The sequence below is a fragment of the Mediterraneibacter faecis genome (assembly GCF_055383675.1).
In genome coordinates, this window is record NZ_AP043803.1 from 1,594,097 (window position 1) to 1,607,977 (window position 13,881).

11 protein-coding genes are annotated in these 13,881 nt (G+C 42.0%); all 11 read left to right on the forward strand.

Features of this window, described 5'->3' with window-relative positions:
* Window positions 1-11: 11 nt before the first annotated feature.
* The 11 genes from ilvB (at window position 12) to ACZ47Z_RS07550 (ending at window position 13,877) form a co-directional block, all read left to right on the forward strand.
* Entirely contained in the window at window positions 12-1,697 is a 1,686-nt protein-coding gene (gene ilvB, locus ACZ47Z_RS07500) for a biosynthetic-type acetolactate synthase large subunit (protein ID WP_226865925.1), read from the forward strand.
* 122 nt (window positions 1,698-1,819) lie between these two features.
* A complete protein-coding gene (serC, locus tag ACZ47Z_RS07505; RefSeq protein WP_020436149.1) occupies window positions 1,820-2,902 on the forward strand; it encodes a 3-phosphoserine/phosphohydroxythreonine transaminase in 1,083 nt (360 codons plus the stop codon).
* Between the two features lies 1 nt (window position 2,903).
* The gene (locus ACZ47Z_RS07510; RefSeq protein ID WP_020436148.1) at window positions 2,904-4,067 is read left to right on the forward strand and encodes a phosphoglycerate dehydrogenase; all 1,164 of its coding nucleotides are present in this window, start codon (window positions 2,904-2,906) and stop codon (window positions 4,065-4,067) included.
* Window positions 4,068-4,342: 275 nt separating this feature from the next.
* On the forward strand, window positions 4,343-5,035 hold the full coding sequence (locus tag ACZ47Z_RS07515; RefSeq protein ID WP_055145593.1) for a GntR family transcriptional regulator: 693 nt from the start codon (window positions 4,343-4,345) through the stop codon (window positions 5,033-5,035).
* On the forward strand, window positions 5,022-6,218 hold the full coding sequence (locus ACZ47Z_RS07520) for an NADP-dependent isocitrate dehydrogenase (protein ID WP_020436146.1): 1,197 nt from the start codon (window positions 5,022-5,024) through the stop codon (window positions 6,216-6,218). The genes ACZ47Z_RS07515 and ACZ47Z_RS07520 overlap by 14 nt, the downstream gene beginning before the upstream one ends.
* A gap of 469 nt (window positions 6,219-6,687) precedes the next feature.
* The gene (locus ACZ47Z_RS07525; protein WP_054751176.1) at window positions 6,688-8,127 is read left to right on the forward strand and encodes an acyl-CoA carboxylase subunit beta; all 1,440 of its coding nucleotides are present in this window, start codon (window positions 6,688-6,690) and stop codon (window positions 8,125-8,127) included.
* Between the two features lie 14 nt (window positions 8,128-8,141).
* Complete coding sequence (locus ACZ47Z_RS07530) at window positions 8,142-8,906, forward strand: OadG family transporter subunit (RefSeq protein ID WP_054751177.1); 765 nt, start codon at window positions 8,142-8,144, stop codon at window positions 8,904-8,906.
* A gap of 16 nt (window positions 8,907-8,922) precedes the next feature.
* On the forward strand, window positions 8,923-9,291 hold the full coding sequence (locus tag ACZ47Z_RS07535; RefSeq protein ID WP_464526026.1) for a biotin/lipoyl-containing protein: 369 nt from the start codon (window positions 8,923-8,925) through the stop codon (window positions 9,289-9,291).
* Window positions 9,292-9,316: 25 nt separating this feature from the next.
* Window positions 9,317-10,468: a sodium ion-translocating decarboxylase subunit beta gene (locus ACZ47Z_RS07540; protein ID WP_015529138.1), complete on the forward strand. Its 1,152-nt coding sequence runs from the start codon at window positions 9,317-9,319 to the stop codon at window positions 10,466-10,468.
* Between the two features lie 17 nt (window positions 10,469-10,485).
* Window positions 10,486-11,898, forward strand: a complete 1,413-nt coding sequence (locus ACZ47Z_RS07545; protein WP_015529139.1) for an oxaloacetate decarboxylase subunit alpha — start codon at window positions 10,486-10,488, stop codon at window positions 11,896-11,898.
* 188 nt (window positions 11,899-12,086) lie between these two features.
* The gene (locus ACZ47Z_RS07550; protein ID WP_464526027.1) at window positions 12,087-13,877 is read left to right on the forward strand and encodes an aminopeptidase P family protein; all 1,791 of its coding nucleotides are present in this window, start codon (window positions 12,087-12,089) and stop codon (window positions 13,875-13,877) included.
* Window positions 13,878-13,881: the final 4 nt, after the last annotated feature.

A 13,881-nucleotide genomic window follows, 5' to 3' on the forward strand; every position in this document is an offset into this window, starting at 1 on the left:
GAGAGTACGTCATGCAGTTAAATGGAGCAGAAATCGTGATCGAATGTCTGAAAGAACAAGGCGTTGACACTGTATTTGGCTATCCGGGTGGAGCAATTTTAAATGTATATGATGAACTTTATAAACACCGCGATGAGATTCGTCACATCCTGACTTCTCATGAGCAGGGGGCAGCACATGCGGCTGACGGATATGCGAGAGCTACAGGAAAAGTGGGGGTCTGCCTTGCAACAAGCGGACCGGGCGCAACAAATCTTGTAACAGGAATCGCAACAGCATATATGGATTCTATACCGATTGTTGCAATTACATGTAATGTCGGTGTCCCATTACTTGGAAAAGACAGTTTTCAGGAGATCGACATTGCTGGAGTAACAATGCCAATTACAAAGTACAGTTATATCGTTAAAGATGTAACAAAGCTTGCAGAAACAATCAGAAAGGCTTTTCGTATTGCTAAGACTGGAAGACCGGGGCCTGTGCTGATCGATATTCCGAAGGATGTTACTGCGAAAGTTACAGAGTATGAGAAGGAATATCCAGGGGTATATGACCGAGAGGTAATCCATTCAGAAGAAGAGGATCTCAAGAAAGCTGTTGAGATGATCAAAGAAGCGCAGAGACCATATATTTTCGTAGGTGGTGGAGCTGTTCTTTCTGAGGCAAGTAAAGAACTTTATGAATTTGCACAGAAGGTAGATGCACCGGTAACAGATTCTCTGATGGGGAAAGGAGCTTTCCCGGGAACTGATGAGAGATATACTGGAATGCTCGGAATGCATGGAACAAAGGCGTCGAACTTTGGAGTAAGTGAATGCGATCTTCTGATCGTAACGGGAGCAAGATTCAGTGACCGTGTAACCGGAAATACTGCAACATTTGCAAAAGATGCGAAGATTCTTCAGATTGACATTGATCCGGCAGAGATGGATAAGAATGTCATGATCGATCTTGGGTTAGTAGGTGATATTAAAGCAGTCCTGAAGAAAATAAATGAGCATCTTCCACAGCAGTCTCATCCGGAATGGATGAATAAGATTAAAGATTACAAGGCGAAATATCCATTAACATATCATAAGGATGTACTTACAGGTCCATTTGCAGTAGAAGAAATTTATCGTCAGACAAATGGAGAAGCAATTATCACAACAGAAGTCGGACAGCATCAGATGTGGGCAGCACAGTATTATAAATATACGAAACCAAGAACACTTTTAACATCAGGTGGTCTTGGAACAATGGGATATGGTCTTGGAGCAGCAATCGGTGCGAAGACAGGATGTCCGGATAAAATTGTTGTAAATATTGCCGGAGACGGATGTTTCCGTATGAATATGAATGAGATCGCAACAGCTGTAAGACATGATGTTCCGATTATCCAGGTTGTAGTTAATAACCATGTACTCGGTATGGTTCGTCAATGGCAGGATCTTTTCTATGATGAAAGATATTCTGCGACAGTTCTCCGTGATGCAGTTGACTATGTGAAGCTTGCAGAAGCGATGGGAGCAGTAGGACTTCGAGCTACAACACAGGAGGAGTTTAAAGAGTGCTTTGCGAAAGCATTGACATGTGGAAAACCGGTTCTGATCGATTGTATGATCGACTGTGATGATAAGGTATGGCCTATGGTTGCGCCGGGAGCACCGATCAGCGAAGCATTTGATGAGCAGGATCTGAAAGCAAAAGAAAACTAAAAATAATAAGTTTCAGCCACATAGTTGTATGGCTGATAAGTAAAGGAATATTTTATTTTTATGTGAGAAAATCTGTGAAAACGGAGTTTCTATAGATACACAATAACAGGAGGTAATTAAAAATGAGTAGAGTGTATAATTTTTCAGCGGGACCGGCGGTTCTGCCAGAAGAAGTACTGAAGGAAGCGGCAGCAGAGATGCTGGACTACAAGGGAACAGGAATGTCTGTTATGGAGATGAGTCATCGTTCCAAAGCTTTCGAGGAAATTATCACAGAAGCTGAGCAGGATCTCAGAGATCTGATGAATATTCCGGATAACTATAAAGTACTGTTTCTTCAGGGTGGAGCGTCACAGCAGTTTGCTATGATCCCTATGAACCTGATGAAGAATAAGGTTGCTGATTACATTGTCACAGGACAGTGGGCTAAGAAAGCAGCTAAGGAAGCAGAAAAATATGGAAAGGTAAATGTTGTTGCATCCTCAGCGGATAAGACATTTTCATACATTCCAGACTGCTCCGATCTTCCGATTTCAGAAGATGCAGACTACGTATATATCTGTGAAAACAACACTATTTACGGAACAAAATTTAAAACACTGCCAAACACAAAAGGAAAAGATCTTGTGGCAGATGTCTCCTCCTGTTTTCTTTCCGAACCTGTAGATGTAACAAAATATGCAATGATTTATGGTGGAGTTCAGAAAAATATCGGACCTGCTGGTGTAGTGATCGCAATCATCCGTGAAGATCTGATCACAGAGGATGTTCTCCCGGGAACACCTACAATGCTTACATATAAGACACATGCAGATGCAAAATCTCTTTATAATACACCACCGGCATACGGAATCTATATCTGTGGTAAAGTCTTCAAATGGCTTAAGAAGATGGGCGGACTTGAAGTAATGAAAGAACGCAACGAAAAGAAAGCAAAAGTTCTTTATGATTTCCTTGATCAGAGCAAACTGTTCAAAGGAACTGTTGTCCCGGAAGATCGTTCTCTTATGAATGTACCATTCGTGACAGGCGATGCAGATCTGGATGCAAAATTCGTTAAGGAAGCAAAAGAAGCTGGATTTGAGAATCTGAAAGGACATAGAACTGTAGGCGGAATGCGTGCCAGTATTTACAACGCAATGCCATATGAGGGTGTTGTTGCACTTGTAGACTTTATGAAGAAATTTGAAGAGGAGAATCTGTAAGATGTTTAAATATCATTGCCTGAATCCAATTTCTGCCGTTGGCATGAATAAGTTGGATGAAAATTATGTAAAGACAGAAAATGCGGATGAAGCTGACGTGATTCTTGTCCGCAGTGCAAAAATGCATGAGATGGAATTCGGAAAGAACCTGAAAGCAATCGCTCGTGCGGGAGCCGGAGTGAATAATATTCCGCTTGATAAATGTGCAGAGGAAGGAATTGTTGTATTCAATACACCTGGAGCAAATGCGAATGGTGTAAAAGAACTTGTGATTGCAGGAATGCTTCTCGCAGCCAGAGATGTCGTTGGTGGAATTCAGTGGGTACAGGAATTCGAGGAAGATGGAGATATCGCAAAGATTGCTGAGAAGAAGAAAAAAGCATTTGCAGGAACAGAACTTTCCGGAAAGAAACTTGGTGTGATCGGACTTGGAGCAATCGGAGTTCTTGTTGCGAATGTAGCAACACATCTTGGAATGGAAGTTTATGGATATGATCCATATGTTTCCGTAGATTCTGCATGGAGACTTTCCAGAAGTATCCATCACGCAACAACAGTAGATGAAATCTATAAAGAGTGCGATTATATCACAATCCATGTACCTGCACTTGACAGTACAAAGGGAATGATTGACAAGAATGCAATCAGTCTGATGAAAGAGGGCGTTGTAATTCTGAACTTCGCCAGAGATGTTCTTGTAAATCAGGAAGATATCGTTGATGCACTTGTAGCAGGTAAAGTACACCGTTATGTAACAGATTTCCCAACAAAGGAAATTGTAGGTGTAAAAGGCGCAATTGTAATTCCGCATCTTGGAGCATCTACAGAAGAGTCAGAAGACAACTGTGCACAGATGGCTGTTGCTGAGATCCGTGATTTCCTTGAGAACGGAAATATTACACATTCCGTTAATTATCCGGATTGCAACGTGGGAACAAAAGCTGACGGAGACAGAATTACAATTCTTCACCGTAATGTGCCGAATATGATCGGTCAGTTTACAACACTTCTTGCACAGGAGAATCAGAATATCGCACTTATGACAAATAAGAGCAAGAAGGAATATGCATATACAGTAATTGATGTGGACGGAAGCGTTTCTGATGAAGTTGTAAGTAAACTGGAATCAATCACAGATGTACTTGGTGTGCGTGTGATCAAATAAAAAGTAAATGAAGTGTAAATTTGGCTAAGCTGATTTTGAAAGCTGATTTATAACGAAAAGAACAGGGTGGTTTTTCTATGTGAGAGACCACCTTTTTGTATACAATAAGTTGATAAATAAGATAGGGTACAAAGCATATAAAAATGAACAGATAGTATGGAGAAGTATTATGCAAAAATGGATACATTTTTAATACAATGATATCAGCATGAAATCATCTTGACAATATTTGTATAATCGTATACAATCATACAAAAAGAGAATAGGAGGAAATCATGGAAGAATATCAGGACCGTTCTCTGGGAGGACGTGTTTTTAAGAGACTCCGTGAAGATATCCTCAAAGGCAGATACAAACAACAGGATGAACTCAGAGAGGCTACCATCGGGAAAGAACTCGGGGTCAGCAGAACTCCAGTAAGGGAAGCGTTAAGACAGCTTGAATTAGAAGGTCTTGTGACGATTGTACCGAATAAAGGTGCTTATGTTACCGGAATCAGCCAGAAGGATATCTGGGATATCTATCAGATGCGTAAGTATCTGGAAGGAATGTGCGCCAGATGGGCGGCGGAACATATTACAGAAGACCAGTTAGAAGAATTAGAAGAGACTATTTTACTTTCAGAATTTCAGATGAAGAAAGAAAATGGATACAATAAAGAACAAGTAACAGGATTAGACGGAAGATTTCATACGATATTATATGAGGCTTCCGGAAGCAGGATGCTGTGTCATGTTCTTACAGATTTTCACCGATATGTTCAAATGGCAAGAAAGTCCTCGATCAATGTGAAGGCAAGAGCCGAGAAGTCAATTGAGGAGCATAAAGCAATTCTTCAGGCAATCAGGGACAGAAACCCGGATCTGGCAGAACAGCTTGCAAAGGAACATATTGTTCATGTCATGCAGAACCTAAAGAAAATAGAAGAAAAACATAATCAGGAGGAAGCAAAAGATGGAAAAAATTAAGATGACAACACCACTGGTAGAGATGGATGGAGATGAGATGACAAGAATTCTCTGGAAGATGATCAAGGATAATCTTCTTGAGCCATATATTGATCTCAAGACAGAATATTATGATCTTGGCCTGGAACACAGAAACGAGACAGATGACCAGGTAACAGTTGATTCCGCACTCGCAACAAAGAAATACAAAGTTGCCGTAAAATGTGCAACAATCACTCCGAATGCAGCACGTATGGATGAGTATGATCTGAAAGAAATGTGGAAGAGCCCGAACGGAACAATCCGTGCGATCCTTGATGGAACAGTGTTCCGCGCTCCAATCGTTGTAAAAGGAATTGAGCCATGTGTAAAGAACTGGAAGAAACCAATTACAATTGCAAGACATGCTTATGGAGATGTATATAAAGGATCCGAGATGAAGATTCCGGGGGCGGGAAAGGTTGAACTTGTATACACAGCAGAAGATGGAAGCCAGACAAAAGAACTGGTTCATGAGTTTGACGGACCGGGAATCGTACAGGGAATGCATAATATCAATAAATCCATCGAAAGCTTTGCAAGAAGCTGCTTTTCTTACGCTTTGGATACAAAACAGGATCTGTGGTTTGCAACAAAGGATACAATTTCTAAGAAATATGATCATACATTCAAAGATATCTTCCAGGAAATCTTTGATGCAGAATATGCTGATCAGTTCAAAGAAGCAGGAATTGAGTATTTCTACACACTGATCGATGATGCTGTTGCCCGTGTTATGAAATCAGAAGGTGGATATATCTGGGCATGTAAGAACTACGATGGAGATGTAATGAGCGACATGGTATCTTCCGCATTCGGTTCACTTGCTATGATGACATCCGTACTTGTTTCTCCAGACGGATATTATGAATATGAAGCTGCTCATGGAACTGTACAGCGTCACTATTATAAGCACCTGAAAGGTGAAGAGACATCTACAAACTCAGTTGCAACAATCTTCGCATGGACAGGAGCTCTCAGAAAACGCGGCGAGCTGGATGGAAATAAAGATCTGATGGACTTTGCAGATAAACTTGAGAAAGCAACAATCGACACAATCGAAGCAGGAGAGATGACAAAAGACCTCGCTTTGATCACAACGATCGAGAATCCGACAGTACTCAATAGTGAGGAGTTTATTAAAGCAATAGCGAAGAGACTGTAATTTATCGAGGGAATTTATACAATGGGCTAAGTTTTTGACAGAATCGTCGCAAGAATGGGTCTACTATTACCATGGGCACCGGCCCGCTCTACCTCATCCCTTTGAAAGTATGTAACATAAGAGCCAGAACAGTTACCGTGTGTGGTGCCTGTTCTGGCTCTTATTAACATACTGAACAAAGTGTATTCGGAACGCTCCTGCCTTACATGTGCCCCTGGCAACAGTAGACCCGTTCTTGCTTGCGTAGTTCAAAATTAAACTTTCTCCTACAAATACAAAATTCACTCGAAAATACAGAAACTAAAGTCAAAAGATCAAGAAATCTTCATCGACAAAAACAATGTCCTGTGAAAAAAATGTCAATTTGCGGAAAATATGAATTGAAATTTCAATCGACCTAGTATATAATACAATAGGCAGAAATTTTGGTTTATTTTAAAATTATTTTATAAGTATGGAGGGCTAAAATATGAGCTACAATGCAACAGAAAACTCAGCAAGCAGACGAATTGCCACACTGCTTGATGAGGGAAGCTTTGTTGAAATTGGCGGAGCTGTTACAGCTAGAAGCACAACTTTCAACTTGCAGGAGAAGGCAGCTCCTTCTGACGGTGTTATCACTGGATATGGAGTGATTGACGGTAACCTGGTTTATGTATACAGCCAGGATGCTGACGTTCTGGGTGGAGCACTCGGAGAGATGCATGCGAAGAAGATCGCAAGAATCTATGATATGGCTATGAAGATGGGAGCACCGGTGATCGGACTGATCGACTGTGCAGGACTCAGACTTCAGGAAGCTACAGATGCACTTGAGGCATTTGGAAGCCTTTATCACAAACAGGCACTTGCATCAGGTGTGATTCCGCAGGTTACAGCAATCTTTGGAATGTGCGGCGGCGGTCTTGCAGTTGTTCCGGGGCTTACAGATTTCACATTTATGGAAGCAAAAGACGGAAAACTTTTCGTTAATTCTCCAAATGCACTGGAAGGAAATGAGATTTCCAAGTGTAACACAGCAAGCGCTGAGTACCAGAGCAAGACAGCAGGTCTTGTAGACGGAATCGGTGCAGAGGCAGAGATCCTCGGACAGATCCGTGATCTTGTATGTATGCTTCCGGCAAACAACGAAGATGATATGTCTTATGAGGAATGCACAGATGACCTGAACCGTATCTGCGCAGACATTGCTAACGCATCAGAAGATACAGCAATCGCACTGGCACAGATTGCTGACAATCAGATTCTTGTTGAGACAAAGAAAGACTACGCAAAAGAGATGGTTACAGGATTTATCCGCCTGAACGGAATGACAGTTGGTGTTGTTGCAAACCGCTCTAAAGTATACAATGCAGAAGCTGAAGTAGAGGCTGAGTTCGACAGCGTTCTTACAGTAGACGGATGCAAGAAAGCAACAGATTTTGTAAACTTCTGTGATGCATTCTCAATCCCGGTTCTTACACTGACAAATGTAACAGGATTTGCTGCTACAGTAGAGTCAGAGAAGAACATGGCAAGCGCAGTTGCAAAACTGACATATGCATTTGCTAACGCTACAGTACCGAAGGTAAATGTAATCGTTGGTAAGGCATTCGGAAGTGCTTACGTTTCTATGAACAGTAAGTCAATTGGTGCAGATCTTGTTTATGCATGGCCAACAGCAGAGATCGGAATGATGGATGCGAAGCTTGCAGCACAGATCATGTACGCAGACGCAGATGCTGAGACTCTTAATGAGAAAGCAGCTGAATACAAAGAACTTCAGTCAAGCCCGAATTCAGCAGCAGCAAGAGGATATGTTGATGCGATCATCGAGCCGGCAGATACAAGAAAATATGTGATCGGAGCATTTGAGATGCTGTTCACAAAGAGAGAGGACCGTCCGGCTAAGAAACACGGAACGGTTTAGTGAGGTGAGGCGAAGTGAAGAAAAAAATCAGTTTATTAGGACTTATCCTCATTCTCGTTCTTAGCTTCACAGGATGTGGTAAGTCTGAGACAACAGAATATGATCAGGCAACATTAGAACAGTATGCTGAGTTTGTTGTTCAGAATTTCGAAGCGATGACAACAGAGCAGCTTGACAGCTTTTCTGATATGCGTGATCTTCAGCTTGACACACAGCTTATGAATGCAGGACTTCCGGTTGATGGAGAGGACTTCCTTACAATGATCAGCTCCTGGGAAGCAGCAGAAGAAGAGTGCGGTGCTTATGTTGAACATGGCGACTGGACAATGGAAGTAAAGAACGATGGAGTTTCACTCACATCTGAAGCAAAATATGAAAACAGAGATGCAGACATCGTCTTCAGTTTTGACGAAAAGGGCAACATGGAGAGTATGGATGTTTCTGCTCATTATTCAACAGGAGAGATCCTTAAGAAAGCCGGTCTGAATACAGTACTTGGTATGGGAACAGTATTCGTTGTATTGATTTTCATTTCATTCATTATTTATCTGCTTGAATACATTCCGAAACTTCAGCAGAAGATGGCTAATAAGGATAAAGAAGTAGAAGTGAAGAAGGAAGCAGCTGTACAGGCAGCTCCGGCTCCGGTAGCTACAGCAGAAGATGACGGAGAACTCGTAGCAGTAATTGCAGCAGCAATTGCAGCAGCCGAGGGAACTTCTACAGATGGATTTGTTGTTCGTTCTATTAAGAGAAGAAAATCAAACAGATGGAATTAATCAGGAGGATAATTAGATGAAAAACTATACAATCACAGTAAACGGAAATGTATATGATGTAACAGTAGAAGAGAATGGTGCAGGCGCACCGGCAACAGCACCGGTTGCAGCACCTAGAGCAGCAGCACCGGCAGCTCCGGCAGCAGCACCGAAAGCGGCAGCAGGCGCTGGAAGCATCCAGGTAAAAGCTGGAGCAGCAGGTAAAGTATTCCAGGTTCCTACATCTGTTGGACAGAAGGTAGAGGCTGGAGATACAGTTATTATCATTGAAGCAATGAAGATGGAGATCCCAGTTGTTGCCCCAGAGGCAGGAACTATTGCCAGCATTGATGTGGCAGTAGGTGATGCTGTTGAATCAGGAGCTGTACTTGCTACATTAAACTAGTAACTGAACCAGGAGGTTTTTACAAATGGAATATATTTCAAATACATTGGGAAACCTCGTAGAACAGACAGCGTTCATGAATCTTACATTTGGTAACCTGATCATGATTGCTGTTGCCTGCGTGTTTCTCTATCTGGCAATTCGCCACGAATTTGAGCCACTGCTTCTTGTTCCAATTGCCTTTGGTATGTTGCTTGTAAATATCTATCCGGATATTATGCTTCATGCTGAGGATGCAGCGAACGGAACTGGTGGACTTCTGTATTACTTTTATCAGCTTGACGAGTGGTCCATCCTTCCTTCTCTGATCTTCCTTGGAGTTGGAGCGATGACAGACTTTGGTCCGCTGATCGCAAACCCGAAGAGTTTCCTGCTTGGTGCAGCAGCTCAGTTCGGTATTTTCGCAGCTTATCTTGGAGCTATGGCTCTTGGATTTTCAGACAAAGCAGCAGCTGCTATCTCCATCATCGGTGGAGCTGACGGCCCGACATCTATCTTCCTTGCAGGTAAACTGCAGCAGACAGCTATCATGGGACCGATCGCCGTAGCAGCATACTCCTATATGTCACTTGTGCCGATCATCCAGCCACCGATCATGAAACTTCTCACAACAGAGAAGGAAAGAAAGATCAAGATGGATCAGCTTCGCCCGGTTTCTAAGCTTGAGAGAATCCTCTTCCCGGTTATCGTTACAATCGTTGTATGTGTGATTCTTCCTACAACAGCTCCACTTGTTGGTATGTTGATGCTTGGTAACCTGTTCAAAGAGTGTGGAGTTGTAAGACAGCTGACAGAGACAGCTTCCAATGCCCTGATGTACATCGTAGTTATTCTTCTTGGTACATCTGTAGGTGCTACAACAAGTGCTGAAGCATTCCTGAACTGGAATACAATCAAGATCGTTATCCTTGGTCTTATAGCATTTGCATTCGGTACAGCTGCCGGAGTTCTCTTCGGTAAGTTAATGTGTGTCCTTACACATGGTAAGGTTAACCCGCTGATTGGTTCCGCTGGTGTATCTGCGGTTCCTATGGCAGCCCGTGTATCTCAGAAGGTTGGTGCTGAGGCAGATCCTACAAACTTCCTTCTTATGCATGCAATGGGACCGAACGTTGCCGGAGTTATCGGTACTGCAGTAGCAGCCGGAACATTTATGGCTATTTTCGGCGTTAAGTAAATTAGGAGGATAAATAAATGGCAGAAATTGAAAAAAAACCAGTTAAAATAGTAGAAACTATTCTGCGTGATGCACATCAGTCTCTGATTGCTACCAGAATGACAACAGAGCAGATGATGCCAATCGTTGAGAAGATGGACAAGGTTGGATATCATGCTGTAGAGTGCTGGGGTGGAGCAACATTCGATGCTTCCCTCCGTTTCCTGAAAGAAGATCCATGGGAGAGACTTAGAAAGTTCCGTGATGGATTCAAGAATACAAAACTTCAGATGCTGTTCCGTGGACAGAATATCCTTGGATACCGTCCATACGCTGATGATGTTGTAGAGTATTTCGTACAGAAATCTGTGGCAAACGGAATCGATATCATTCGTATTTTCGACTGCCTCAATGATATGAGAAACCTTCAGACAGCTGTAAAAGCAGCTAACAAAGAGAAGGCTCATGCACAGGTTGCAATGTCTTATACACTTGGTGATGCTTACACAATGGAGTACTGGGTAGACCTCGCAAAGAGAATCGAAGATATGGGTGCAAGCTCAATCTGTGTTAAGGATATGGCAGGACTTCTTGTTCCATATAAGACAACAGAGCTTGTTGGTGCATTGAAAGATGCAGTAAATATCCCAATCGAGATGCATACACATTACACATCAGGTGTTGCTTCCATGACATATATGAAGGCTGTTGAGGCAGGAGCTGATATCATCGATACAGCAATGTCTCCATTCGCACTTGGAACATCTCAGCCGGCTACAGAAGTTATGGTTGAGACATTCAAGGGAACACCATACGATACAGGACTTGATCAGAGTCTCCTTGCAGAGATTGCTGACTACTTCCGTCCAATCCGTGACGATGCTCTTGAGAGCGGACTGCTCAATCCGAAGAACCTTGGTGTTAATATCAAGACTCTTCTGTACCAGGTACCGGGAGGAATGCTTTCCAACCTGACATCCCAGCTGAAAGAGCAGGGAGCAGAAGATAAGTTCTACGAAGTACTTGAAGAGGTACCTCGTGTACGTAAAGATCTTGGTGAGCCACCGCTTGTTACACCATCTTCACAGATCGTTGGAACACAGGCTGTATTCAACGTACTGATGGGTGAGCGTTATAAGATGATCACAAAAGAGACGAAGGATGTTCTTGCAGGTAAATACGGTAAGACAACAAAACCGGTTGATCCAGAACTTCAGAAGAAGGCTCTTGGAGATGAAGAACCGATCACTTGCCGTCCGGCAGATCTTATCCCGGATGAGCTTGATACACTTCGTAAAGAGTGTGCACAGTGGATCCAGCAGGATGAGGATGTACTGACATATGCATTGTTCCCACAGGTTGCTGTTGACTTCTTCAAATACAGACAGGCTCAGCAGACAAAAGTAGATGCTACAGTAGCAGATACAGAGAACGGATCTTATCCGGTATAATCCTGACTAATTTAGTTAGATTATGAATTGAATAGAAAGACCAGAAGATAACAGATTGAAAGATTTGTGTTTTCTGGTCTTTTTCATTTGTAAGGAAATTTATTTGGTGGTATCATAGATGTGTACAATTTTGAATAATCAAGTTTTTTGTAATATGAGTTTGATTGTTGGAATATATGGAGGCAGATATGAGTGTTTTAGACAGAATAGAGCGATTACGAAATGTAATGGAACAGCAGAAAATAGACTGCTATATCATCCCTACAGATGACTATCATCACAGTGAATACGTCGGTGATTATTTTAAATTCCGCGAATATATAACGGGCTTTACAGGATCAGCAGGTACCGCAGTTTTTACAAAGGATAAAGCGGGACTCTGGACAGATGGAAGATATTTTATTCAGGCAGAAACTCAGTTGAAGGGGAGCGGGATCACGCTCTATAAATCAGGAGAATCTGATGTTCCAACGATAGAAGAATTTTTAAAAAGTGAGCTGAAAGAAGGGGATGTTCTGGGATTTGATGGTCGTACAGTGACTTATGCACAAGGAAAACGATATTGTCATATCGCAGACGAGAATGGTGCATCATTGAAATACCGCTTAGATTTTGCACAGAATATCTGGAAGGAAAGACCTGAAATGTCTATGGAATCTGTATTTTCTCTAGAAGATGAATATACAGGTGAAAAAATTGGATCCAAATTAGAACGAATCAGAGAAATAATGAAAGAAAATGGATGCAATGCACATGTTTTATCGAGTCTTGATGATATTGCATGGCTTTTAAATATAAGAGGAAATGATATTGCATATTGTCCACTTGTTCTTTCTTACGCAATCGTTTATAATAATTCAGTTGAGCTGTTTGCTGACATTAGAAAATTCTCTGACGATATTATAAATTTGCTAGCAGAAAATCAAGTGAAGATTTATCCGTATGAGGATATTTATCGCAAAGTTTCAGAAATGACATCGGAAGATAAGCTTCTTCTGGATTCTACAATCATGAATTATAGTCTTTATCAGGCTATTTCCAAAGAGACGGTGATTGTTGATAAGCAGAACCCGGAAATCCTGATGAAGTCAGTTAAAAATGAAACACAGGCAGAGAATTTGAGAAAAGCGCATTTGAAGGATGCGGTTGCACATACAAAGTTTATGTACTGGTTAAAGAAGAATATTGGCAGAGTGGAGATTACAGAGTTGTCTGCTTCTGCCAGGCTGGAAGGATTACGTGCAGAGCAGGAGCATTTCCTCGGACCAAGTTTTGGCCCGATCAGTGCATATGGAGAACATGGGGCAATTGTTCATTATAGTGCGGATGAGAAAAGCAATGTCCCTTTAAAAGAAGGAAAGCTTTTCATGACAGATACAGGAGGTCATTACCTGGAAGGGTCTACCGACATTACGCGTACGGTTGCACTTGGAGAAGTGGGGAATATTGAAAAAGAACATTTCACACTGGTTGCAAGAGCAATGCTGCGCCTGGCAAACACTGTATTTCTCTATGGATGCAGTGGTGCGAATCTGGATTGTATTGCAAGAGAGGTCTTTTGGAAAGAAGGATTAAACTTTAATCATGGGACGGGGCATGGTGTTGGTTATTTATTGAATATCCATGAAGGACCGATCAATTTCCGTTGGAAAGAGGGAGAGAGACCGGCTCCGGCATTGGAAGAAAATATGGTGATCACAGATGAACCGGGGATCTATATTGAGGGTTCCCATGGAATTCGTCTGGAAAATGAGCTGCTTGTCAGAAAAACAGTTAAGAATGAGTATGGACAGTTTATGAATTTTGAAATTCTTACTTATGTACCAATTGATCTGGATGCAATCTTGCCGGAGAAAATGAGTACAGAAGAGAAAGAAATGCTGAATCATTATCATAAGCAGGTTTATGAAAAAGTGTCCCCTTACCTTTCAGAGGAAGAACGAATCTGGCTGAAAGAGTACACGCGGGCTGTGAAGTAATCAG

Bases quoted from the DNA above. Each gene is read 5' to 3' on its own strand.
- ilvB (WP_226865925.1), top strand. From the start codon at position 12: ATGCAGTTAAATGGAGCAGAAATCGTGATCGAATGTCTGAAAGAACAA.
- serC (WP_020436149.1), top strand. From the start codon at position 1,820: ATGAGTAGAGTGTATAATTTTTCAGCGGGACCGGCGGTTCTGCCAGAA.
- ACZ47Z_RS07510 (WP_020436148.1), top strand. From the start codon at position 2,904: ATGTTTAAATATCATTGCCTGAATCCAATTTCTGCCGTTGGCATGAAT.
- ACZ47Z_RS07515 (WP_055145593.1), top strand. From the start codon at position 4,343: ATGGAAGAATATCAGGACCGTTCTCTGGGAGGACGTGTTTTTAAGAGA.
- ACZ47Z_RS07520 (WP_020436146.1), top strand. From the start codon at position 5,022: ATGGAAAAAATTAAGATGACAACACCACTGGTAGAGATGGATGGAGAT.
- ACZ47Z_RS07525 (WP_054751176.1), top strand. From the start codon at position 6,688: ATGAGCTACAATGCAACAGAAAACTCAGCAAGCAGACGAATTGCCACA.
- ACZ47Z_RS07535 (WP_464526026.1), top strand. From the start codon at position 8,923: ATGAAAAACTATACAATCACAGTAAACGGAAATGTATATGATGTAACA.
- ACZ47Z_RS07540 (WP_015529138.1), top strand. From the start codon at position 9,317: ATGGAATATATTTCAAATACATTGGGAAACCTCGTAGAACAGACAGCG.
- ACZ47Z_RS07545 (WP_015529139.1), top strand. From the start codon at position 10,486: ATGGCAGAAATTGAAAAAAAACCAGTTAAAATAGTAGAAACTATTCTG.
- ACZ47Z_RS07550 (WP_464526027.1), top strand. From the start codon at position 12,087: ATGAGTGTTTTAGACAGAATAGAGCGATTACGAAATGTAATGGAACAG.